This is a genomic window from Myroides odoratimimus (assembly GCF_004337635.1).
GTDB classification, from domain to species: domain Bacteria; phylum Bacteroidota; class Bacteroidia; order Flavobacteriales; family Flavobacteriaceae; genus Flavobacterium; species Flavobacterium odoratimimum.
This window is the reverse complement of the sequence record NZ_CP037427.1, coordinates 3,872,065-3,894,807: the sequence shown is the minus strand read 5'-3', so window position 1 is coordinate 3,894,807 and position 22,743 is coordinate 3,872,065. Positions and strand designations below refer to the sequence as shown.

Below are 22,743 nucleotides of genomic sequence, written 5' to 3'. Positions count from 1 at the left end.
TTTAGGTTAGAATTATAAAAACAGTTACTACTTTTGAGGGATTTTCAAGGGGAGAAAATGACCTCTTATTTCAGTGGCAAATATGTGAACAATTTTTGGGATAAAAAAACCTTTTTGTCATTGCAAAGTATAAAATAATTTGTTAAGTATAAGAAAAAAAATAACTCACAAGTTTATTAGAAAGATTATGAAATATTTTGATTATAAGGTTCGCGTACGTTATGCGGAGACAGATAAAATGGGCGTTGTATATCACGGTAACTATGCGCAATACTTTGAAATTGGGAGAGTTGAGTGGTTGAGGAACTTAGGTATATCGTATAAGAAAATGGAGGAACTTGGTGTTATGTTACCTGTGGTATCGTTAACTATGAATTATAAGAAATCAGCCTTCTACGATGACGATTTAACCATACGTACAATCTTTAAAAAACTTAGTTCTGTGAAGATAGAATTTGATTATGAACTATATAACGAAAAAGGCGATTTATTAACAACAGGTAATTCCGTTTTAGTGTTTGTGAATATGGAAACAGGAAGACCAATGGCTGCACCAGATTATGTTGTTGATAAAATACAAATGTTAGAAAAATAGCAGTCATTTTAGAGTGAATAAAAATAATCTAGTTGAACAATTGTTTTTGTTAGTTGTCTTTTAATGGTAAAAAAGACAAATTAGGTACAGCATTACTTAAAACAAATATTTATATTTACACAAAAGATTATAAATTATGAAACCAGTATATTGGCTGATGAGCCTAGGTACACTTTTATCAATAGGGACGTATGCACAAGAACCAAAGTTGTTAGATGGTCGTGTACGTTTGTATGATGGGAATGTAGTACCTGTTACTATTGAAAATAAAAGAAGTAAAGAAGTGACTAAAGCTGATGGACGTGGGTATTTTATCATGGATGCAGCTGTAGGGGATACTATTCGTTTTTCTGATAAGAAGTTAGCTTCTGTTAATTATATCATTGGCAAAGAAGATTTGAATGCCAGTAGATTTAATGTACTAATGACTAAAAAAGGGCAGTCCTTAGATGAGATTATCATTGTTCGCAAAGATTTTGGTGATGACTTCTTTGAAGGTGTTCCTAATAAAAACCTTACAGCAGCAGAGAAACGTTATAAAAAGAATAATACTGTTTTTTCCTCAACATCTAACTATGGAATGGGAATTAGTTTAGATGCCTTAGTTAATATGATATCTGGTCAAAAGAAAAGAGATAAACAGGCGATTCTTTATGAAAAATTAGATATAAAAGTGCAGCAGTTCTTAGATGACTACACTAGAGAAGAACTGTTAGAGGATTTTAAAATTCCTGAAGAACGTTTAGAGGCATTTCTTTACTACGTAGTAGCTCAGCCTAGTTTTGAAAAAATAAAAGTAGAACGCACAGAAGGTTTTAAACTTTATTTAGCTCAAGAATATATTGATTTCTTAGGGTTTATGGATTTAGAAGAATAATGATTTTAATGTAGAATCATATCATGATATTATTATAGAAACTGAGTAATAGTACGCTATTATTCAGTTTTTTTATCGGTCTTAAGTATAAAAGTAGAGATATCAAATAAAGCATCTTTACTATAAGCTTTACGACCTTGGAAGACAAATAACCACTTTTTCCATTCAGGCCATTGCGCATCTAATTGATAGTTGAATAACTTTGCATTTAGTAGACCATGTGTACTTCTTGGATATACTTTGATAGTGGTAGTGTCTGATTCTCTATTAGAAGTATATTGTTGATAAAGTTGAGCATTGGTACCAGCAGGGACATTAAGATCATCACTTCCCCATAAGGCTAATAGAGGACCTTGCATATTTTGTAAATCAACAGAAGAATCAGCTTTGAGATTTCTAGCAATGAATAAGAATCTATCTTTTTCTATTTCTGATTCTTTAATTGTACAATCATTAAAATCAGTGAATAGTTTATAATCTGCTTGCTGTATAGAGTCTGCTTTTCGTTTTATTTCTTGTTCTGAGTATCCTTCTTCCTCTAAGCGTTTCGTTGTATAGTAATAACCTTGATCCATCCAATTAACGGCTCCTCCGATGATAACAGAGAAAGCAGGCTTAGTAAGGATAGCTGCTTTCGGAATGACCCAGCCTCCTTGAGAGAAACCTAGATATCCAATTCTATTCGGAGCAATTCCTTTGTCATGTACTAGAAAGTCAAAAGCATCTTTAGCTTCTACAGCTCTGTCCGTGATGGATTGGTTTAACCAATTTCCTTTGCTTTTATCTATACCTTTCTTGTCCCAAGTAAATACAGCAATTCCTTGATCTACTAGATGATGTATTAAAGGAAGGTAGCCTGAGTTAGAGGTCTTGTTTTGTGGGCCATCTCCATGAATAAAAATAGCGATAGGAGCAGTTTTAAAAAACTCTTTTTTAGGTAGAAATAAAGTGGCAGACAATTCCTCTCCTTGTGAAGTAAAGATTACTTCCTTTTGTGTAATCGTCGTGTCATCAAAATCTTGACTTCCTAAGAAGAAAAAATAAAGAAAAATAATGAGAAAGGTAGTAAAGATTGCTGCAAGTATTTTCCAACGCATAGCTGTATTTTTAGCCAAATATAAGCAGGTACGCGAATAGAAAAATAATATATTTAACTCAACAGTATTTTTTCAGTACTGAAACTACAAATAAAGGAGAAAAAGCTAATTGTATCTAAAATAGACTATTGAGTGAAAGTAAAGAACGAAACTAATATGCTTCGTCCGTTTCTTCGACAACTTTTACTTCATAAAATGGAACAAAAGCAGCTAGCGCTTGTTCATATTCATTTTTGCGTATAGATAACTCTATTTCACAGCTCATTTCCATTTTTTGACTTAGAATGTTTAAGTCTTTTTCTTTGATTACACGCATGACATTGTTCATGTCTTTGTACTCAAAGCGAACTTTAAACTTCTTATCAATTGTTTTTTCTATAATATTCGCTTCTTCCATGGCCATCTGAGCTGCTGCACGATAGGCAGTGATTAGTCCTCCTACGCCCAGCTTTATACCGCCAAAATAACGCACTACCACAATTAAAATATCTGTGACCTCATAAGATTGTATTTGTCCATAGATAGGAGCACCTGCAGTATTACTAGGTTCTCCATCATCATTAGCACGATAGTATACCTGTTCTGCTCCAAGTTGAAAGGCATAGCACCAGTGACGCGCATTATAATGCTCTTTCTTGATGCGATCGATGATTTCTTTTACTTCTTCTTCGCGTTGAATAGGAAAAGCATAGCCAAAAAACTTACTATTCTTTTCTTTATACAATACTTCTTCTGTTGGTCTACTTATTGTTTTATATGAATCTAATGCTTCTGCCATTATTTGCGATATACTATTCTTAATTCGTTGTCTAAAATACGATGTTTTACTACTTTATCAAATCCTGAAAAATGAGGAGCAGGGATACCTTCTGTTATTGGAGTATTTCCAATAAATACTCTTGCTTCATCCCATAACTCAGCATCAATAAAATGCTGAAGTGTATGTGTACCACCTTCTACTACAACAGACATAATCTGATGTCTGTATAAAATATCTAGAATCTGTGGTACTAGAGGTTGATTAAAATCTGCATGCTCATAGATTAGATTATCAGTAGAGACTAAGTCTTGATTAGCTGTGATACAGATCGTTTTGACACTATTATCTTTAATGCTAAAGGAGTTGTCTATTTTGCCAATTCTATCAATGAATACACGGATAGGACTTTTGCCGTACCAATCTCTTGTAGTAAGAGAAGGATTATCACTAAGGACTGTCTGTGTACCTACTAAAAAAGCCATTTCTTCACTTCTCCATTGATGTACTAATTGTTTAGAATAGGTATTCGATATCCAGAAAGGTCTATTAGTAGCTCTCTGTATAGGAGCAATAAAGTGATCTATAGACTCAGCCCATTTTAAGATAATATAAGGGCGTTTTTGATTGTGAAATGTAAAAAAGCGCTTGTTACTCTCTTGGCATTCTTTTTCTAATACACCTACTATTACTTCTATTCCTGCATCACGCATTTTTTGAATTCCTCTGCCACATACTTTTGCAAAGGGATCTACAGTACCGATAACGACTTTAGGTATCTTCTTTTCGATTACCAAGTCACAGCACGGAGGAGTCTTACCAAAGTGACTACATGGCTCTAGACTGACATATAAAGTACTCTCTTTTAGTAGTTCTTGATTCTGAACAGATGCTATTGCATTAGGCTCAGCATGAGGACCTCCATAAGGAGAAGTGAAGCCTTCTCCGATAATGCGATTGTTGTGTACTACCACAGCTCCTACAGAAGGATTAGGCATAGCAGCATAAGTTCCTTGTAGTGCTAACTGAATACAGCGAGAAATATATAATTCGTGTCTTTCCAAAATTGATAATAATGTATCTTTGAACAAAATTAAACTAAAACATTTGTTTTTAAAGAATACTATGCAGATAAAGTACTACCAATCCTATTTTAAAGAGAGTTTAACTCCTATTTATGATGCTGTGGAAGCGGAGCAATTATTTTTGATTGCTTTAGAAGAGATAGAAGGGAAAACTAGAATTGATCTAGTTATGAATCCAACGATGCAGACAGATAAGGTAGCAGTATGGGAATCTGTATTAGAAGAATTAAAACAAGAAAAACCAATTCAATATATCTTTGGGCAAGCCTATTTTTACGGATTGACCTTTAAGGTGAATGAGTTTACTCTTATTCCAAGAGCAGAAACAGAAGAATTAGTAGAGTGGATAATAAATAGTGTCAACCCATCTAAACCTATTAGAATATTAGATATAGGAACAGGAAGTGGCTGTATAGGAATAACATTAGCGAATGAATTACCTCTAGCTAGAGTTACTTTAATGGATGTTTCTGATAAGGCTTTAGAAGTAGCGAAACAGAATGCAGTAAGTAATGGAGTGGCTGTGGAAACGATTTTACAAGATGTATTACAACTAGAAAAGTTGAAGAGTCAGTACGATATTATAGTGTCTAATCCTCCTTATGTACGCAACTTAGAAAAAGTAGAAATAAAAAAGAATGTATTAGATTATGAGCCTCATCTAGCTCTATTCGTAGAAGATAATGATCCACTGATATTTTATAGAAAGATAGCTCTTCTAGCCAATAACAACTTACAAACAGGAGGTATGTTGTTCTATGAAATTAACCAGTATTTAGGAGAGGAGACTAAAACATTGTTTGAATCTCTTGATTTCACAGGTGTAGAGTTAAGAAAAGATATGGTAGGAAATGATAGAATGATTAAAGCTGTTAAACGATAAGTGAGTAGAGTAATTAACGTCATAGAGATAAAAGCTTTTTCCTGCTGTAGTAGCTGAATTTATGGAATATTCTATTTCTAGTAGTAACACCTCACAAGTATTGTAAGCAATTCTCATGAACTTATAATTAAGAATTTATTGAATAAGGACATATAAACTAATAAAGGCTATCATTAGGATAGCCTTTATTAGTTATAATTAGATTAATGAGCGTGTCCTCCGCCTCCTTCGTTTTTGATCAAGTGACTTTGAATATAGTAAGCACCAGATAGTACAATCTGACTGTCTTTAGGAATGTCTTGTAAGACTGTTACCTGTGAGTACCCTAATTCTGATACTCCTGCTTTGACTTCTATTCTTTGGAAGTGATATGACATACCGCTTTCTTCTTTATGAGCATCTTCTAGAATGAAAATAAACTCACGTCCATCTGCTTTGACAATCGCGTCATTAGGCAGAGCATCTACTGTTCTCTCTCCGATATGTACTAATGCATTAACATAAAGTCCTGGTATCAGAGTCTCAGGTACATTATCAATATTAGCATGTACGATTACGGTTTTAGTACCAGGTTCAAAAGATTTATTGATACTAAAAATAGTAGCAGTTACCTCTGAATTATTGATATTAGTAAAGTTAAAAGAGACCTTTTGTCCTATTTTGATAAAAGGCATGTCTTTTTCATACACTAATAAATCTAAGTGAATTCTAGAGTTATCTACAATAGTAAATAGAGACTGCCCCGCCATAACATTAGTACCTATTTTGACTGGTATAGTAGCTATATTACCAGATATAGGAGATACTATTCTCAACGATTTAGAGATAGACCCAGGAGCTGTATTAACTAAGCTTAGTCTATTGCTTAAAGATTGGTATCTTGCGCGTTCTATATTTAAGTCTGATTTAGTCTTCTGATATGTCTTTTCAGAGTTGACATTCTCTGCTCTTAGAGTTTGCTGACGTTTATACTCTAGTTCTAAATATTCTAATGTGTTTTTAGAAACGAGGTATTCCTCTTGTAGCTGAATATATTCAGGACTATCTATAATTGCTATTGTTTGCCCTTTTTTTACATAGTCTCCTAGATTCACATTGATATTTGTGATTGTACCACTTAAAAAAGAAGATACATCAGCCTGACTTTGAGCAGGAAGCTCAGTATTACCATTTACACGAATGACATCACTTAAGTTTTTTTGCTGTACTTGTCCTAGTTGAATGTTAGAAGCAGTGTATTGAGCTTGGTTGAGCTCTACCTCTTTATTAGCAGATTCTTCTTTCGCTTCTGTTTTTGTAGTACTCTCTGTTTTTTCGTTTTCGTGATCATGACCAGAATGGTCTTCTTCAGCATTTTTACAGCTAAATAATAGAATACTTGTAGCTATTGATAAAAATATAATCGACTTTTTCATTTCTCTGATATTATTGGTTTACTAAATAATGTAGGGTATTGTGACTTAGGTTATACTGTAGAATAGCATCTAAGTAATTCATCTGAATCGCTAGTGCTGTTTCTACGGATTGAATGTATTCTACATAAGAGATATCCCCATTATTATAAGATTTCTTAGCGTGGTCTTTGATAAGAGCAGCATTCTTTAAAGCATTTTCTTGATAGTAATCGATTACTTTCTCTTGTGCTTTGATAATGTCAAATTGTTGTTGAACATTTTCTTCTAATTGTTTGTGCAGGTATTCTTTTTGCACTGTAGCTTGTTGTATTTCATACTTCATCGCTTTTACCTTAGCGTTTTGACTACCAAAGAAGATAGGTATAGAAATCCCAACAGTATAACTTGGTACACGCAATTCTTTCCCATAAGTGACAGGTAGTCCATTACTCCCTGTTACAGTTCCTGAATCTGATTTTATATTATAACCTAATGAGAAGTCAGGTAAGAAGTTTGCCTTCTCTAGTCTTCTATTTGCTTCTATTGTTTCGATCTCTTTTTCTGCTAGCTGAATAGTGTTGTTTAAACTCAAATCAAAGTCAACATCCGCCTCGTGTTTGTCATACACAATATCAGTGTTCATAGGGATGAAATCTTCCTCTAAGTTTAATAGAGCTTTTAGCTTAGAAGTTTCGTTGTCTATCCCTGTTTTATTTTGTGTGATAAGTACTCTTAACTCTTGTTCTTTAGCAGAAGCTACATTACTTTCCATCAGTGTAGTTTCACCTGTTTCATAGCGAAGCTTAGCTGATTTAGAAAAATCCTTTAACAAGTCTGCTTGTTCTTTGAGTAGTACTTCTTTTGAAAGTGCATACAATAAGTTTTCCCAAGCTTGTCTTACTGCGTATTCCGTAACATTAACAGCTCCTTGTTGTTGGATAACAGCTGTCTCGTAAGCCTTATTTAGAACAGACTTTTTCTTTCCATAGGTAAACGGTGAGAAAGATTGAGAAATAGACAAGGTAATGTCCTTTTTCTCTTTAGTATCTAAATACCCAAAACCTGTTGAGATATCTGTTTTAGCTAGGTCAAAGTACGTTCCTATCATTTGCTTTTGAGCAATTGTATTATACTCTGCCGCTTTTATTCCTTTATTATTTGCTACGCTTAGTTCTAAGGCCTCTTGTAATGTAAGCTTTTTGACTTCTTGTGCTTGTGTACCTATTCCTATTAGTAATAATAGAGTAGAGGCTACTATAGTTTTATTTTTTTTGCCTATTCCCAATCCTTTTTCTTCATAGTAATAGATAATAGGCAAGACGATTAACGTTAAGATAGTAGCAGAGATTAACCCTCCAATAACTACTGTAGCTAGGGGTTTTTGTACTTCTGCTCCAGCACTAGTGCTCAGTGCCATTGGTAAGAAACCTAGAGAAGCTACAGCTGCTGTAAGTAATACAGGGCGTAGACGTATTTTAGTTCCTTCTATTATTCTTTCATATAAATCCATACCTTCTTTTTTAAGTGAGTTAAACTGACCGATTAGTACGATACCATTTAATACAGCGACTCCGAAAAGTGCGATAAATCCAACTCCTGCTGAGATACTAAATGGCATATCTCTAAGCCATAATGCAGCTACTCCACCGATAGCAGAAAGAGGAATAGCAGTAAAAATCATCAAGGACTGTTTTACTGATTTAAAAGTAAAGTATAACAACACAAATATTAATGCTAGAGCTACTGGTACAGCTACCATTAATCGGTTTGTTGCTTCCACTAAGTTTTCAAATTGTCCTCCATAAGTGATAAAGTATCCATCAGGCATATCTAGTTTTTTATCTAAGATGGCTTGAATATCATTCACCACACTTTTTACATCTCGTTCGCGGACATTAAATCCTAATACAATACGTCTTTTACCATCTTCTCTACTGATCTGTTGAGGACCGTCTTCATAGTCGATATTAGCGATTTGCCCTAAGGGAATTTGTTGCCCATTCGCTAATGGAATAAACATATTTCTAAGGTTTTCAATATCTTGTCTAGAATTGCTTTCTAAGCGTACGACTAGGTCAAATCTCTTTTCTCCTTCATAAACTACTCCTGCAGTTTCTCCTGCAAAACCAGCTCTTACGACTTGACTGATTTCAGATATGGTAAGCCCATATAGCGCAAGTTTATCTTGATTATACTTAATCGATATCTGTGGTAATCCGCTTACTCTTTCTAGTTTAGTACTAGCTACACCAGGTACACCTGAGATTAGACCACTTATTTCATCTCCTATACTCGCTAGGCGATCTAGGTCGTCTCCAAACACTTTAATCGCTACATCACTTCTTACTCCGGTCATTAGTTCGTTAAAACGCATTTGGATAGGTTGAGAGAACTCTGTCGTTACTCCCGGTATTTCTTCTAACGCTTCTTCCATTAGAGAAATAAGTTCCTCTTTGGTTTTAGCTGATGTCCATTCTTTTTTCTCTTTTAAAATAATAATCATATCGGCAGCTTCCATAGGCATAGGATCTGTTGGAATCTCTGCACTACCTATTTTTGAGATGACCATTTTCACCTCAGGGAAGCGCTCCATTAGAATCTGTTCTGCTTTAGTCGTAGTCTCTATTTCTTGGGATAGCGAACTACCAGAAGAGATAATAATATGTGTAGCTAAATCCCCTTCGTCTAGAGTAGGAATAAACTCACCTCCCATACGACCGAAGACAAATAAAGCAATGGCAAATAATCCAAAAGCAATAGCTAGAACGATTCTTTTTATTTTAAAAGCACCTTCTAATAGAGGTTTATACCAACTATATAGTTTGTCAATAATCTTATCACTAAAGTTTGGTTTTTCTTTTCCTGCTTTCTTTGATAAGAATAACGAAGAGGCCATAGGTACATAAGTAAGCGAAAGAATGAAAGCTCCTAGAATAGCAAATGACACCGTCATCGCCATAGGGCCAAACATTTTTCCTTCGATGCCTGTTAAAGCTAGAATAGGCAAGTACACGATTAGGATAATAATTTCTCCAAACGAAGCACTTGTTCTTATTTTAGACGAAGCAGTATATACTTCAGTGTTCATTTCGTCTTGGGTGAGCACTCTATTTTTACCTGCATGGAGTCGATGTACTATGGCTTCTACAATAATAACAGCTCCATCGACTATTAATCCGAAATCAATCGCTCCTAAACTCATTAAGTTACCACTTACACCGAATAACTTCATCATAGAAATAGCGAATAATAAGGCTAGAGGTATTACAGAAGCAACGATTAGCCCTGCTCTCCAGTTTCCTAAAAGCAATACTAGTACAAATACGACAATCAGAGCACCTTCGATAAGGTTAGTTTGAATGGTACTAACTGTTTTGTCGATTAATTTAGTTCTATCTATAAAAGGTTCTATTGCTACCCCTTCAGGTAGTGTTTTTTCTATTTGAGTGATTCTTTCTTTTACCGCTTTGACCACTTCTTGTGTATTGGCATCTTTCAGCATCATCACCATACCACTCACATCTTCACCTTTTCCATCTTTAGTCACAGCACCATATCGAATACTGCTCCCGATGCGTACTTCTGCTACATCGCGCACTAATACAGGTGTACCGTTGTTAGACTTCACTACGATTCGCTCTATGTCTTCTATGCTTTTTACCATTCCCACACTTCTGATGAAGTAAGCATAAGGTTTTTTGTCAATATAAGCCCCTCCAGTATTCTCGTTATTGGCTTCTAGTGCGTTAAATATCTCAAGGATAGAGGTGTTCATACTGTTAAGCAAGTCAGGTTTTACTGCTATTTCGTATTGTTTTAATTGACCTCCTAGGGTGTTTACTTCAGCCACTCCTTTTACACCTACCAGTTGCGGTTTGATAATCCAGTCTTGTATAGTACGTAGATCCATACTATTGTATCTTTCTTCATACCCTTCTTTAGGGTAGACTACATATTGGTATATTTCGCCTAGTCCTGTACTCACAGGAGCTAACTCAGGTGTTCCTACTCCTTTAGGAATGACTTCTTCAGCAGTTTTTAGTTTTTCTGATATTTGATTACGAGCCCAGTATATATCCGTGTCTTCTGTAAATACTACAGTGATCACACTTAGTCCAAACCTACTGATAGAGCGAAGTTCCGTTATATTAGGAATAGGCTTTACAGCCTGCTCGATAGGATAGGTGATGAATTGTTCCACTTCTTGTGTTGCTAGTGTAGGAGAACTAGTGATAATTTGAACTTGATTATTGGTTATATCAGGTTGAGTATCCATTGGTAAATTAAGGAGAGAATAAGTCCCAAGCGTGATTAGCCCTAGAACAAATAGTCCAATAATAAACTTGTTGCGGATACTAAAATGTATGATTTTATCTAACATAGTAGTAATAGTCTTAAAAATGATTTGTGATGTGTTGTATGGGCTAAGTAACGCGCCATAACAAGAGTTAACTTTATGATTCTATAAGCCTGTATAGGATAACTACAATCTTGTTCTCTGTTAGAATATGCCTACAGAAATAAGTAGCTCTAAAGGTTCATTGAACAATATTATAGCTCAATGAATAGATAGAAATAAAAAGTTAAAAGGGTATTAAGCAACTATTTTAGGTGGTTGCCAAATAGGGTACTCCATTCTAATCACAGCATCTTTGTGATATGAAGGGATTTTGTGGTTGTGTTTTACAGAAGAAAGATCTATTACATTAATGACTTCTGCCACAGTTAAAGAAACTGCACAACAAGAACAGCTACACAAAGGAGAGCACACATCTAAGTGGTCTATATCAGAGTCAGCCTGTTGTAAAGAAGTTAAGTGTATAGATTCTGTACTTTGAGTAATATTCAAATCAACATAACTATCCGCACAAGGATAGAAACTTATCGCTAGAAAAACTAACGAAAGAAATAAGTTTAATATGTTGTTGAATTGTTTCATAAGGCAAATATAGTAGAAAGAGATGAGATGATAAAACATAGACTATGTCTTTGCAACAGTGTTGCATAGCTAAATATGGAATACAATAGACTCGTACTATTGTTTTTTATAGTACAATAGTTCTTGTTCTTATGAGATCCTTGTGTTATTCAGACTCGTATTTGTTATATTTTCTTCACTCATAGGGATTTAACATAAGTTTTTAAGTCTTTCATTTTCAATTAAGTAAATTAGTAGGAACTTAAAAAAATATAATTATGAGTACACAGATAAAATCAAGTATTAAGACAATCAACCCAACTACGGGAAAAGAAGAAAAAGTATATCCTGTTATGTCACCTGAAGAAATAGATAGAATCTTAGCTAAAGCAGATAAGACCTTTCTGACATGGGGCAAGACTACGATAAAAGAAAGAGCAGCTATTATTCATAAAGTAGCAGAAACTTTCAGAGCACGTAAAGAAGAGCTAGGAGCCTTAATCACTCGTGAGATGGGTAAACTACACAGTGAAGGAATAGGAGAAGTATTATTATGTGCAGATATCTTTGACTTCTATGCTACTAATGCAGAAACCTTATTAGCAGATGAAAAGATAAAAACCCCTCATGGAGAAGCATTTATCAGTAAAGAACCCATAGGTACTATTCTTAGTGTACAGCCATGGAACTTCCCATTCTATCAGATTACTCGTTCTGCTGCCCCTAATCTTATGGCAGGGAATACGATGGTGTTAAAACATGCTTCTAATATTCCTCAGTGTGCAGAGATTATGGAGGTGATCTTTAAAGAATGTGGTCTACCTGATGGGGTATACACTAATCTATTTGTACCAGGAGCATCTATAGAAGCAATTATCGGTGATCCTAGAGTGAAAGCTGTAGCATTTACAGGAAGTGAGCCAGCAGGATCAAGTGTAGCTGCTGCCGCAGGTAAACATATTAAGAAAACGACATTAGAGTTAGGAGGTAGTGATGCTTTCGTTGTACTAGATGATGCAGATCTTAAGAAAGCAATTAAGGGTGCTGTAGAAGGTCGACTATGGAATGCTGGTCAAGTATGTGTATCACCTAAACGTCTTATAGTTGATAAGAAATTAGCTAAGGCGTTTATCGAAGGAGTAACAGAGCAAGTAAAGAAAACTAAGGTAGGTGATCCTATGTCAGCAGATACTCAGCTAGCACCTCTAAGTAGTGAGAAAGCAAGAGAAGATGTATTAAAACAAGTGAAGAAAGCTGTAGAACAAGGTGCTAAGTTAGTCTATGGTGGGAATAAACTAGATAGAGAGGGATGGTTTATGGAACCAACTATTCTAACAGGTATCAAGAAAGGCATGGATGCCTATAGCGAAGAGATATTCGGTCCTGTATTCATGATTTATGAAGTAGAGAACGAGGCAGAGGCTATCGCATTGGCTAATGATACAGATTATGGATTAGGCGGTAGTGTATTCACAGAGAATAAAGAAAGAGGAGTGAAGGTCGCTCGTCAGATTGCTACCGGAATGGTGTATATCAACCATGTGACAGGAATCTCACCAGAATTACCTTTTGGTGGTACGAAGAAGTCAGGGTATGGTAGAGAACAAGCGAAATACGGTATCCATGAATTCGTCAATGAGAAATTGATCAGAGTAACTGATATAGATAAAGCTTATTAGTAGTAATAAGTACTTTTAATTGTTTAAGTGGAGGGTGTTCTTTATAGAACATCCTCTTTTTTTTATATTCATTGGTTAATGAATTTTATATGACAAAGAATGTTCTGTAGAGGCACAATACGTTGTGTCTAACGTGTAATGTGTATATCAGTAATGTTCTGTAGAGACGCAATACATTGCGTCTACCGTATAGTATGTCCATCAATATGATTTATAGGTTATTATAGAATTTGTCTTGTTTCCATGTAATAGGATTCATTATAATATAATTAGCAATCTTAATATAAGATTCTGCAGTTCGTATGATATGATCATGATATCTTGGTTGCCAGAAAAAAGGAATATTTAGTGTGTAAGCATCTTTCTTTACTCCTACTTTAAATCCTCTTATTATAGAGCCTAAACTACCAGAAGTAACTTTGCATTCCTTTTTTAATGTGCTGTTGTCATTAAATGTGTTACTGTTGTTAATATGTAAAATACCATGTATATGATTAGGCATTATGATAAAAGCATCAAGTATGACATAAGGATGATATAAAGGAATATTATTCCAACATTTTAATACGCTATGTCCTAATGGGCTCAAGATTATTTCTTCTTGTTGAATTGTACCAAAGTAATTGATTCTATCTTTTGTACATATTGTAATAAAGTAAGTACCATTATTACTATAATCCCACCATTGAGCCCTGTTAGAAGGACTTCTATATATTTTATTGTTTAGATTCATTGTTTTTGGTTTAATTAATGTCTACAAAAAGTATTCCTGTTTTTTTAATGCATTTAAATACATGGTGTTAGACGCAAAGTGTTGCGTCTCTACCTTATATCATTCGTGTAATTATCCCTCATTTCCTTTGCTATTTAAATAATACATCGTAATATTGCGATGTATTAAATGAAGAGATTATGGGAATTACAAAAGCAGAATTGTTTAGCGAGAAAAAGAATCGGTTAGCGAGTATGTTTAAAGTACTAGCGCATCCTGCTAGATTAGCTATTCTTCAATACATCATTAATCAGAAAGCCTGTATCTGTAATGACTTAGTAGAAGAATTAGGTCTTGCACAAGCAACTATCTCTCAACATCTGAAAGAGTTAAAAAACAGTGGTCTTATTAAGGGAAGTATAGAAGGAAAGTCTGTCTGTTATTGTATAGATGATACGGTATGGAATGAATTTGCTCAAGAATTTGGATTATTCTTTGCACAATCTATTCAAAATAACGAATGCTGCTAAGGCATTTTTTTAAACTAACGTATCGTAATATTACGATGTATTAATAAGTGTTAAAATTTAGAAATATGAAATTATCAGAAGTAAAACAAGTGTTAGCAACCATGCAAGACGTGGTATTTAAATTAGAAGACGGTAATAGTGTACCCTCGCATTTTCATATTACAGAAGTAGGTCAGATTGATAAAAACTTTATTGACTGTGGAGGTACTGTACGAAAAGAGCAGAAAGTGAGTTTCCAGTTGTGGTTAGCAGATGATTACGATCATCAACTGAAAGCTGAGAAGCTATTGCACATTATTAATTTGTCTGAGCGTTTATTACAGATCCAAGATGCTGAAGTAGAGGTAGAGTATCAACAGGCTACTATAGGTAAGTATAATCTTGGTTTTGATACAACTAATAAGCACTTTGTATTACAAAATACCTTGACAGCGTGTTTAGCAGAAGATGCATGTGGTATACCTTTATCTAAACCTAAAGTAGCTCTGTCTTCTTTAAAAGCAGAATCTTGTTGTTCACCTAGTAGCGAGTGTTGTTCGGATGAGAAATAAAAGGATGAAATTTTTAGATCGCTACCTTACCCTTTGGATATTTTTGGCCATGATATTAGGTGTTGGCGTCGGTTATTTCTTTCCCCGCATTCAAGATCTTATGGCATCGGTGTCTATTGGGAGTACGAATATCCCTCTAGCGATAGGGTTGATTGTGATGATGTATCCTCCATTAGCTAAGGTGGATTATAACTTATTACCAAAAGTGTTTGAAGATAAAAAGGCATTGACTTCATCCTTACTACTGAATTGGGTGATTGGTCCTGTTCTTATGTTTGTGTTGGCTATTATTTTTTTGAGGGATCAGCCTGACTATATGATAGGAGTGATTCTAATCGGTCTGGCTAGATGTATAGCGATGGTGCTAGTATGGAATGATTTGGCAAAAGGAAATAAAGAATATGCTGCTATGTTAGTAGCTCTGAATAGTGTATTTCAAGTGCTTTTCTACAGTGTGTATGTATGGCTTTTTATCAATGTACTACCTGCCAAATTAGGTTTGGCTACTTATGATGTACATATAGAGATAAGTGAAGTGATACAAAGTGTCTTAATCTACTTAGGAATTCCATTTTTAGCAGGATTCTTAAGCCGAAAATACTTGGTGAAATACAAAGGAGAGCAGTGGTATAATCACAGGTTTATTCCACGCATATCACCTTTTACCTTGTATGCTTTATTATTTACGATACTGTTGATGTTCTCTTTTAAAGGGCAGCAGGTAGTAGAATTACCGATGGAAGTGGTACAAGTAGGTATTCCTTTAGTTATTTATTTTGTATTGATGTTTGCCATCAGTTTTTGGCTGAACTATCGTATGAAATTACCTTATGATCACAATGCTGCTATCGCCTTCACTGCTTCAGGAAACAACTTTGAATTAGCTATTGCCATTGCTATTGCAGTCTTTGGAATACATTCTCCCCAAGCATTTGTCGGAGTAATAGGCCCTTTGGTAGAAGTACCTGTCTTAATTGCTCTTGTGAGATTAAGCTTGTATTGGCAAAAGAAATATTATCAAAAATAAATATAGATAGAGACGTAGTTCACCCTAGAACTGCGTCTTTGTGTTATAGTACCTATTCGAGAAAACTATCTATACTTTTTTTGTTTTCTCTCTTCTTTTTACTGTTTTTTAATGGTAAATAGCTTTTTTTACTCTTCTTTTTTTAGTTAAAGCAGTTCTTTTGACCTTTATACAACCAATAATTTAAAAAAAGGTGTCATTTTTTTTACATGGTGTTTTATTTTAAGTTATTGATTATCAGTATTTTATTTTTTTTTGACTGGTTTTTATACTTTACTCATACCTGCTTTAACCCTAGTAAATACGAGGTATGTAATGAAGTCCTTGGACAATTCATGGACAATACCTAGAGGATGGTGGAGGAAAGAGAGGGTTTGTCGAAGGATGCTCCTTTTATTATCCAGCTATTGTTCATGGATTAGCTCTAGTGATTCTATTGAGATGGAAGAGAATTGTATAGAGAAAAAGTTATGAAGATGTGTCAGGGTATTTTTAGTAGAATTGAATAATATTAGAGCTGTTGAATGTGTGTTTATAATGAACTATAGGTTTGTTTACGTTATTCTGACTTTATAATTCTTTGGAGTAAACTATTTGTTTGATTAATTATATATGTCAATGATTATTAGTGGTTTATTTTTTATTATCTTGTGACTTACTAAACACACCTAAACTATATTATGAAAAAAGTATATTTGCTAGTATTGATCTTCCTTACATCAATGTATTCGTCTGCTCAAGAAAATGCGCCTTTAATCACGGGGAAAGTAAATATTTCTATTAAAGAAGGAACCTTTGAATGTGACTTGACTTTATCAGACATTCCGCAGTTAAAGAACTATTATATTCGTTTAAACTCAGGCATGAATCCTTTACACTTTAGAAGTAAGGAACCAAATGACTTTTTAATTTATGCAGATAAATCATTTAGTGATTCGACTTCAACAGGAGAAACATTAGCTTACTATTTTGCAGATAATACTAAGAAAGGCAAGTTTCTACCTAAATCTTTGCAGATAAGATATGTGGGTAAATTTCCTGTAGCTACTGATACTATTGAGAATTATAGTAGAGAGGATTGGAAAGGGAATATAGCTTTTAATAATTATTCTGTTAGAGCAGATGGGAATCAATCAGGTTGGTATCCTGTTTTATACGATATAGATAAGGATAAGGCTTATGATAGGGTAAAATATGATATTGAATTAACATGTAAGGACTGTACTACGCTTTATATCAATGGGAATATACCAGTGAAGAGCCAAACTCATCGATTTAAAAGTGATGTACCTCAAGAACTAGCTATTTTTAGTGGAGATTACAAATATTCAAAAGTTGATAATACCTATTTATTAAATCCAGATATTGAAGAAAGTCAAATAAAAGAATTCGGCCATTTGATAGAATCATTTAAAAAATATTATACTACTAATATCGGTATTCCATTTGAACAAGAAACAGTATTTATAAATACTACACCTACTTCTAAGAATAATTCTTGGATGTTTGTATCTTATCCTAGTATATATACTATTGGTTGGGGAAATAATGGATTGAAAAGTATTTTTAAGCCTAAGACACAGAATTGGTTTAGACCTTTTATAGCACATGAATTAGGACATTATTACTTTGGGACTTATAAGGTGTTTAATTCAGAGTTAGGAGATATGATGAGTGAAGGATTTGCAGAATATCTATCTTGGCAATTAACTAAGGATGTCTTAGGTAAGGATATTTATAAAGGGATAGTATCTAGAAAGATAGAGGCATTAGATAAGTTTAAAGAAGCTGTTATTCCGTTTGGTAAAATAAAGTCTCAAGAAGAGTATTTGGATAGAGAGTTATATGTGTATTACTATGCACCTTTGTTATTCGAGGCGATACGAAAAGAAATCGGAGATAAACAGATGTGGAGTTGGTTAAGAAATATTCTTATGACAAAGACTGATTTTACAAACTATGATTTTCTGTGTTCTACGTTAAAGGAGACAATTAAGGATGATAAGAAGTTTGAAGAAATAAAAACAAAGTATTTTGAAGGAAAAAACTCTATAAATGATGCTGTTGAATTAGTAAAAAAGGAGTTCTAATTTTAAAATTATACTAATGGTCTCTGTATCTCCTTAAAATACACCATCTCTGTAGATGATTTATAAATGGGAATTATTATTTTTAGCTTTCTTAAAATAGAAAGAGTAAACTAATCATGGACACAAATAATAACTATATAGAGATCAATAAAAAAACTTGGAATGAGAAGGTGGCTTTGCACGTAGATTCTGAGTTCTATAATATGAAAGATTTTTTGGCAGGGGAGACTTCTCTAAATGAGATAGAGTTAAACTTGTTAGGAGATGTTAGAGGGAAGAAGATTCTGCACTTACAATGTCACTTTGGACAAGATACGCTTTCGTTAGCTAGAATGGGGGCAGATGCAACAGGTGTAGATCTGTCTGATAAAGCTGTAGAAAAAGGGAGTGAACTAGCTCAACAGTTAGGACTAGATGTTCGTTTTATTTGCAGTGATGTGTATCAACTTCCAGAGGTGTTAGAAGAGCAGTTTGATATCGTATATACCAGTTATGGAGTGATAGGTTGGTTACCAGATATGAATAAATGGGCTGAAGTAGTATCTAAGTTTGTCAAACCAGGAGGTAAATTTGTATTCGTAGAGTTTCATCCTTTCATTTGGATGTATGACTACGGTTTTACTAAGATTGAGTACTCTTATTTTAATATAGAGCCTATCGTAGAGACAGAGACAGGTACCTACGCAGATAAGACTGCTGATGCTGAGTTTGGTAGTGTAAGTTGGAATCACAGTATTGCTGATGTTGTGCAGGGATTGGTTAATAATCAATTGCAAATAAAGGCCTTCGAAGAACATAACTATTCTCCTTATCCTTGTTTTAATCAGGTGGTAGAGATAGCACCTAAGAAGTATCAGATTAAACCTTTTGGGGATAAAGCTCCTTTAGTATATGCTATCGTAGCAGGAAAGTAAGCATGACGCGGCTTATATATATGAGATAACAGAGTATAATCCGTGCCTATAGTTGAGTCTATATATAGCGTATATTATAGTATAGAGTGAATAGAATATGAGGTGTATATCTATATCCATAGTGAGGCGGTAATGCGTTTGTTTTTTGGGATTAGGATATTTTGAGTAAATTTGCCTTACTACATTAAGTTTATCTTCTATCTTAATGACTTCATTTTTAGAAAAGTGTGTAGGTACTACTACAGTGATTGCTTTTCGTTTTTCCTAAGAATACAAGTATCAGTAACAACAGTTTTGCTCTTGTTGAGATTATCAATAAGAGTGAGTAATACCATATTTTATACATGAACATACCACCATTCTATATATTTACAGGAGGCCCAGGTAGCGGAAAAACGACGTTACTTCATGCCTTAGAAGCTCAAGGATATACCGTAATGCCTGAAGTGGGGAGGGCTATTATCCAGCGCGAACAAGCATTGGGTAGCGATGTACTGCCTTGGGAGAATAAACAATTATTTTATGAAGCGATGCTATCTCAGTCTGTTTATGATTACGAACACTGTATAACGGATGAGGTTATATTATGGGACAGAGGGATACTCGATAGCCTAGGCTATGCCGTATTAGAAGGATTAGATATAAGTGAGGCACAGCATAGTATCGCCTCCAGTCTTCCCTATATGCCAACTGTCTTTATCTTACCTCCGTGGGGAGAAATCTATACGCAAGACAAAGAACGCAAACAGGATATGGAGGTAGCTAGGGCAACTTATGAGACAATGAAAACAACGTATCAACGATATGGTTATACTCTAATAGAGGTGCCTAAAGGGACAGTAGATGAACGCGTAACCTTCGTAATGAATCAATTAAAGAAAGAAGAAAATGAAAGAAATAATAGAGACTGATAGAGTAATAATTCGCCCTTTAGAAGAAGGAGATGTAGAGGGGATATTGGCTTTAGACGGAGATATCCGAGTGTTAGAGTTCTTAGGTAAGAAACCGATAGGGAGTAAAGAAGAGGCGCTCGGCGTAATCAGATTTATTCGTCAGCAATACGAAGACTTCGGTATCGGAAGATGGGCTGTGATAGAGAAAGAAACGAATACTTTTATCGGGTGGACAGGCTTTAAGTATTTAAAAGACGGTCCTAGTGGAGTCGCAGAATACTTAGATTTAGGATACCGCTTTATCTACGAGGCATGGGGTAAGGGATATGCTACTGAGACTGCGAAAGCATGCTTAGTATATGCAGACAAACATTTGACAACGTTACCGATACATGCTAGTTCTGAAGTAGGTAATGATGGCTCTAGACATGTGTTAGAAAAAGTAGGTTTTAAAGTAGTCGATACATTTTTAGATGAAGGTGTGCCAAATTTTTGGTATATTAGACTTAAGAAATAAAAAGGCTATAACGAAGGAACGCTATGAATATGTTAATTAGATTATTCGAGCAATATGGGTATTTATCACCAATGTGTAAAGAGGCTTTGGAGAAAAATACTCAGATATTTTATAAGAGAAAAGGGGAGTACTTACTAAAAAAAGGACAACTATCAGGTAGTCTTTATGTTTTAGAAGAAGGCTTTGTGCGTGGATTCTATATGCATAATGATCAAGAGATAGATGTATGGTTTGCTTTTGAACAAACGATCATGGGATCTACTTATCAGATGTATAAGAGCAAGGCTTCTCTTGAGTTTATACAATGTATGGAAGACTGTGTGGTACATGCGATTCCAAACCAAGTTATATTTCGCTTTTTTAAAGAATATCCTGAGTTAAACTTGATTTTAAGACGCTCTACAGAAGACTATTGTTTACAGTTAGAAGATAGAGCTTTTCAACTACAGACCATGTCTGCTACAGAGCGATACCACAGATTATTAAAAGATCTAGGGAGTGATGTGAATAGAATCCCTTTAGGAAATATCGCATCTTATCTAGGGATCTCCCAAGAAACACTGAGTAGAATCAGAAGAATTTGACATATATCAAAAAAGTAGCCCTCTGTTGAGGGCTATTTTTGTGGCGTAAATAAATGATATATGAAGAATTTTATCTTTTTAGCAGTAGCTATTGTGTGTGAAGTAATAGGTACAAGTGCTTTAAAAGCATCAGAACAATTTTCTAAATTAGGAGCTAGTGTATTGACTGTATTGATGTATGCGGCTGCATTTTATTGTTTAAGTCAGACTCTTCGCACTATTCCTGTTGGGATAGCGTATGCGATATGGTCAGGAGTAGGTATCGTTTTAGTAACTTTGATCGCGATAGTACTGTATAACCAAAAACCAGATGTACCTGCTGTATTAGGGCTGGGATTGATTATATCGGGGGTAGTTGTAATCAATGTGTTTTCTAAAATGAGTACACATTAAATAACAAATAGAAGAATGAGTGATATTAATTTTAAAGAGCTGAGTTATCTACGAGAAGGGAACAAGGTACAACAGCGAATAGCTGAGGTACTAGAACAAGGATTAGTAATGGATAAGTTACGTAAGTTTGATCCAATATTAATTGGTACTTTTCCGATAGATATTGCCGTTGAAGGGAGTGATTTAGATATTGCTTGTTGTTATCAGAATAAAGAGGAGTTTATACAAACAGTACAACTTTCGTTTTCGTTTATAGAAGATTATACTTTGACAGAAGTAGAGATAGGAGGTATACCTACTGTAGTAGTCAACTTTACGTTAGAAGAATTTCCTATAGAGTTATTCGCTCAACCTAGACCTGTAGAAGAACAAAATGGTTATCGACATATGCTCATTGAATATGCTATCTTAAACGAGAAAGGTGATAGCTTCAAGCAAGAAGTAATAAAACTGAAAAAAGCAGGGATAAAAACAGAGCCTGCTTTTGCACAGTTATTAGGGTTAACTGGCAATCCTTATGATAGCTTATTAGCTTATGGCAATAAGGAGTAAGATAGGGTTAAATAGAGGAATTGTGGGGTTGATGTATTAGTATATAGTACCTTTTTGAACATAAAATTACCCACTATAGGTACTAACACTTATAGTGGGTAATCGTTAACAAACATCTCATGTAAACATCTTAGACAACTAATAATAAAGATGTTCTAGTAACTAAACAATACTTGAGAAAGTAATAAGAATGTGTTAGAAAGCGTATTGTTTAGAGAAGTCTTTACCATCTCCTGATAAAGTTAGTTCTTCATTAACCAATACTTTTCCTCCTTTTTCTATTTTATAGTTGATTGGTAAACTCTCTCCATAGTTAATAATCTGTACACTATTAGCAAAAGCGTTGATAGGCTCAGTAGTTTCGATTACATACGTTTTAGTACCAGCACCGAAGTCGTTCTTCGCTAGACTAATAGCAGACTCACCTGTTCTAACTTTACCATTTACTTTCCATACATCTGTCTTTCCGCTAAGTGTTCCTCCAGCATAAGTTAGAGAAACGAAATCATTTTCACCAACATTAGTTAAGGATACTGTGACTTTGTAAGTATTCTTTTCTAAAGCTGGACTGTCAGTGCTATTATCATCACTACTACAAGCTGTAGTAGTTAAGCCTAATGTTAAAACGGCTAATACACTTAAAAAAGCAGTTCTTAATTTTGAGTTTTTCATGTTTTTTGTTTTGTTTTATATGT

The 22,743-nt window shown here is 34.4% G+C and carries 22 protein-coding genes; 14 read left to right on the top strand and 8 right to left on the bottom strand.

Going from position 1 to position 22,743, the window contains the following annotated elements:
• Positions 1-187 precede the first annotated feature (187 nt).
• Together E0Z07_RS17760 and E0Z07_RS17755 are read left to right on the top strand one after the other, a co-directional pair.
• The gene (locus E0Z07_RS17760) at positions 188-595 is read left to right on the top strand and encodes an acyl-CoA thioesterase (protein ID WP_006258585.1); all 408 of its coding nucleotides are present in this window, start codon (positions 188-190) and stop codon (positions 593-595) included.
• Between the two features lie 136 nt (positions 596-731).
• On the top strand, positions 732-1,472 hold the full coding sequence (locus tag E0Z07_RS17755; RefSeq protein ID WP_006258584.1) for a hypothetical protein: 741 nt from the start codon (positions 732-734) through the stop codon (positions 1,470-1,472).
• Between the two features lie 59 nt (positions 1,473-1,531).
• Here E0Z07_RS17755 and E0Z07_RS17750 read toward each other — a convergent pair whose 3' ends face one another.
• The 3 genes from E0Z07_RS17750 to ribD form a co-directional block, all read right to left on the bottom strand.
• On the bottom strand, positions 1,532-2,569 hold the full coding sequence (locus E0Z07_RS17750) for an alpha/beta hydrolase family protein (protein ID WP_006258583.1): 1,038 nt from the start codon (positions 2,567-2,569) through the stop codon (positions 1,532-1,534).
• A 151-nt stretch (positions 2,570-2,720) separates the two neighbouring features.
• Positions 2,721-3,347, bottom strand: a complete 627-nt coding sequence (locus E0Z07_RS17745) for an IMPACT family protein (RefSeq protein WP_006261777.1) — start codon at positions 3,345-3,347, stop codon at positions 2,721-2,723.
• Positions 3,347-4,417: a bifunctional diaminohydroxyphosphoribosylaminopyrimidine deaminase/5-amino-6-(5-phosphoribosylamino)uracil reductase RibD gene (gene ribD, locus E0Z07_RS17740; RefSeq protein WP_006261776.1), complete on the bottom strand. Its 1,071-nt coding sequence runs from the start codon at positions 4,415-4,417 to the stop codon at positions 3,347-3,349. The genes E0Z07_RS17745 and ribD overlap by 1 nt, the downstream gene beginning before the upstream one ends.
• Positions 4,418-4,451: 34 nt before the next feature.
• Between ribD and prmC the strand changes: the two genes are divergently transcribed.
• Positions 4,452-5,294 (top strand): peptide chain release factor N(5)-glutamine methyltransferase, encoded by an 843-nt coding sequence (gene prmC / locus E0Z07_RS17735; protein WP_036496764.1) that lies wholly within the window; start codon positions 4,452-4,454, stop codon positions 5,292-5,294.
• A 203-nt stretch (positions 5,295-5,497) separates the two neighbouring features.
• Here the strand turns inward: prmC and E0Z07_RS17730 are convergent, their stop codons facing one another.
• The 3 genes from E0Z07_RS17730 to E0Z07_RS17720 all read right to left on the bottom strand — a co-directional run bounded on the left by E0Z07_RS17730 (position 5,498) and on the right by E0Z07_RS17720 (position 11,627).
• Entirely contained in the window at positions 5,498-6,709 is a 1,212-nt protein-coding gene (locus E0Z07_RS17730) for an efflux RND transporter periplasmic adaptor subunit (protein ID WP_006261774.1), read from the bottom strand.
• 10 nt (positions 6,710-6,719) lie between these two features.
• Positions 6,720-11,069, bottom strand: a complete 4,350-nt coding sequence (locus E0Z07_RS17725; RefSeq protein ID WP_006261773.1) for a CusA/CzcA family heavy metal efflux RND transporter — start codon at positions 11,067-11,069, stop codon at positions 6,720-6,722.
• Positions 11,070-11,282: 213 nt separating this feature from the next.
• A complete protein-coding gene (locus E0Z07_RS17720; protein WP_006258575.1) occupies positions 11,283-11,627 on the bottom strand; it encodes a DUF6660 family protein in 345 nt (114 codons plus the stop codon).
• Positions 11,628-11,884: 257 nt separating this feature from the next.
• On the opposite strand from E0Z07_RS17720, the gene E0Z07_RS17715 reads away from it, so the two are divergent.
• Positions 11,885-13,285 carry an NAD-dependent succinate-semialdehyde dehydrogenase gene (locus E0Z07_RS17715; protein ID WP_006261772.1) on the top strand — a complete coding sequence of 467 codons (1,401 nt, stop codon included), beginning with the start codon at positions 11,885-11,887 and terminating at the stop codon, positions 13,283-13,285.
• 211 nt (positions 13,286-13,496) lie between these two features.
• On the opposite strand, the gene E0Z07_RS17710 is transcribed toward E0Z07_RS17715, so the two are convergent.
• On the bottom strand, positions 13,497-14,018 hold the full coding sequence (locus tag E0Z07_RS17710; protein ID WP_006261771.1) for a transposase: 522 nt from the start codon (positions 14,016-14,018) through the stop codon (positions 13,497-13,499).
• A 179-nt stretch (positions 14,019-14,197) separates the two neighbouring features.
• Between E0Z07_RS17710 and E0Z07_RS17705 the strand changes: the two genes are divergently transcribed.
• The 10 genes from E0Z07_RS17705 (at position 14,198) to E0Z07_RS17660 (ending at position 22,048) form a co-directional block, all read left to right on the top strand.
• Positions 14,198-14,527 carry an ArsR/SmtB family transcription factor gene (locus E0Z07_RS17705; protein WP_006258572.1) on the top strand — a complete coding sequence of 110 codons (330 nt, stop codon included), beginning with the start codon at positions 14,198-14,200 and terminating at the stop codon, positions 14,525-14,527.
• 65 nt (positions 14,528-14,592) lie between these two features.
• On the top strand, positions 14,593-15,078 hold the full coding sequence (locus tag E0Z07_RS17700) for a DUF6428 family protein (RefSeq protein WP_006261770.1): 486 nt from the start codon (positions 14,593-14,595) through the stop codon (positions 15,076-15,078).
• A 4-nt stretch (positions 15,079-15,082) separates the two neighbouring features.
• Positions 15,083-16,105 carry an ACR3 family arsenite efflux transporter gene (gene arsB, locus E0Z07_RS17695; RefSeq protein WP_006261769.1) on the top strand — a complete coding sequence of 341 codons (1,023 nt, stop codon included), beginning with the start codon at positions 15,083-15,085 and terminating at the stop codon, positions 16,103-16,105.
• A 680-nt stretch (positions 16,106-16,785) separates the two neighbouring features.
• Complete coding sequence (locus tag E0Z07_RS17690; RefSeq protein WP_006261768.1) at positions 16,786-18,195, top strand: M1 aminopeptidase family protein; 1,410 nt, start codon at positions 16,786-16,788, stop codon at positions 18,193-18,195.
• 116 nt (positions 18,196-18,311) lie between these two features.
• Entirely contained in the window at positions 18,312-19,109 is a 798-nt protein-coding gene (locus tag E0Z07_RS17685; protein WP_006261767.1) for a class I SAM-dependent methyltransferase, read from the top strand.
• A 344-nt stretch (positions 19,110-19,453) separates the two neighbouring features.
• Positions 19,454-20,020: an AAA family ATPase gene (locus E0Z07_RS17680; RefSeq protein WP_006261766.1), complete on the top strand. Its 567-nt coding sequence runs from the start codon at positions 19,454-19,456 to the stop codon at positions 20,018-20,020.
• Positions 19,998-20,519 (top strand): GNAT family N-acetyltransferase, encoded by a 522-nt coding sequence (locus tag E0Z07_RS17675; protein WP_006258566.1) that lies wholly within the window; start codon positions 19,998-20,000, stop codon positions 20,517-20,519. Before E0Z07_RS17680 ends, E0Z07_RS17675 begins: the two co-directional genes overlap by 23 nt.
• Before the next feature lie 23 nt (positions 20,520-20,542).
• Positions 20,543-21,103, top strand: a complete 561-nt coding sequence (locus E0Z07_RS17670; protein WP_006258565.1) for a Crp/Fnr family transcriptional regulator — start codon at positions 20,543-20,545, stop codon at positions 21,101-21,103.
• A gap of 60 nt (positions 21,104-21,163) precedes the next feature.
• Positions 21,164-21,496, top strand: a complete 333-nt coding sequence (locus E0Z07_RS17665) for a DMT family transporter (RefSeq protein WP_006261765.1) — start codon at positions 21,164-21,166, stop codon at positions 21,494-21,496.
• A gap of 15 nt (positions 21,497-21,511) precedes the next feature.
• Complete coding sequence (locus tag E0Z07_RS17660; RefSeq protein ID WP_006261764.1) at positions 21,512-22,048, top strand: DUF4269 domain-containing protein; 537 nt, start codon at positions 21,512-21,514, stop codon at positions 22,046-22,048.
• Between the two features lie 195 nt (positions 22,049-22,243).
• On the opposite strand, the gene E0Z07_RS17655 is transcribed toward E0Z07_RS17660, so the two are convergent.
• Positions 22,244-22,720 carry a hypothetical protein gene (locus tag E0Z07_RS17655; RefSeq protein WP_006261763.1) on the bottom strand — a complete coding sequence of 159 codons (477 nt, stop codon included), beginning with the start codon at positions 22,718-22,720 and terminating at the stop codon, positions 22,244-22,246.
• Positions 22,721-22,743: the final 23 nt, after the last annotated feature.

Excerpts from the sequence above, each read along its gene's own strand:
- E0Z07_RS17760 (WP_006258585.1), top strand. The coding sequence starts at position 188 with ATGAAATATTTTGATTATAAGGTTCGCGTACGTTATGCGGAGACAGAT.
- E0Z07_RS17755 (WP_006258584.1), top strand. The coding sequence starts at position 732 with ATGAAACCAGTATATTGGCTGATGAGCCTAGGTACACTTTTATCAATA.
- E0Z07_RS17750 (WP_006258583.1), bottom strand. The coding sequence starts at position 2,569 with ATGCGTTGGAAAATACTTGCAGCAATCTTTACTACCTTTCTCATTATT.
- E0Z07_RS17745 (WP_006261777.1), bottom strand. The coding sequence starts at position 3,347 with ATGGCAGAAGCATTAGATTCATATAAAACAATAAGTAGACCAACAGAA.
- prmC (WP_036496764.1), top strand. The coding sequence starts at position 4,452 with ATGCAGATAAAGTACTACCAATCCTATTTTAAAGAGAGTTTAACTCCT.
- E0Z07_RS17730 (WP_006261774.1), bottom strand. The coding sequence starts at position 6,709 with ATGAAAAAGTCGATTATATTTTTATCAATAGCTACAAGTATTCTATTA.
- E0Z07_RS17725 (WP_006261773.1), bottom strand. The coding sequence starts at position 11,069 with ATGTTAGATAAAATCATACATTTTAGTATCCGCAACAAGTTTATTATT.
- E0Z07_RS17720 (WP_006258575.1), bottom strand. The coding sequence starts at position 11,627 with ATGAAACAATTCAACAACATATTAAACTTATTTCTTTCGTTAGTTTTT.
- E0Z07_RS17715 (WP_006261772.1), top strand. The coding sequence starts at position 11,885 with ATGAGTACACAGATAAAATCAAGTATTAAGACAATCAACCCAACTACG.
- E0Z07_RS17710 (WP_006261771.1), bottom strand. The coding sequence starts at position 14,018 with ATGAATCTAAACAATAAAATATATAGAAGTCCTTCTAACAGGGCTCAA.
- E0Z07_RS17705 (WP_006258572.1), top strand. The coding sequence starts at position 14,198 with ATGGGAATTACAAAAGCAGAATTGTTTAGCGAGAAAAAGAATCGGTTA.
- E0Z07_RS17700 (WP_006261770.1), top strand. The coding sequence starts at position 14,593 with ATGAAATTATCAGAAGTAAAACAAGTGTTAGCAACCATGCAAGACGTG.
- arsB (WP_006261769.1), top strand. The coding sequence starts at position 15,083 with ATGAAATTTTTAGATCGCTACCTTACCCTTTGGATATTTTTGGCCATG.
- E0Z07_RS17690 (WP_006261768.1), top strand. The coding sequence starts at position 16,786 with ATGAAAAAAGTATATTTGCTAGTATTGATCTTCCTTACATCAATGTAT.
- E0Z07_RS17685 (WP_006261767.1), top strand. The coding sequence starts at position 18,312 with ATGGACACAAATAATAACTATATAGAGATCAATAAAAAAACTTGGAAT.
- E0Z07_RS17680 (WP_006261766.1), top strand. The coding sequence starts at position 19,454 with ATGAACATACCACCATTCTATATATTTACAGGAGGCCCAGGTAGCGGA.
- E0Z07_RS17675 (WP_006258566.1), top strand. The coding sequence starts at position 19,998 with ATGAAAGAAATAATAGAGACTGATAGAGTAATAATTCGCCCTTTAGAA.
- E0Z07_RS17670 (WP_006258565.1), top strand. The coding sequence starts at position 20,543 with ATGAATATGTTAATTAGATTATTCGAGCAATATGGGTATTTATCACCA.
- E0Z07_RS17665 (WP_006261765.1), top strand. The coding sequence starts at position 21,164 with ATGAAGAATTTTATCTTTTTAGCAGTAGCTATTGTGTGTGAAGTAATA.
- E0Z07_RS17660 (WP_006261764.1), top strand. The coding sequence starts at position 21,512 with ATGAGTGATATTAATTTTAAAGAGCTGAGTTATCTACGAGAAGGGAAC.
- E0Z07_RS17655 (WP_006261763.1), bottom strand. The coding sequence starts at position 22,720 with ATGAAAAACTCAAAATTAAGAACTGCTTTTTTAAGTGTATTAGCCGTT.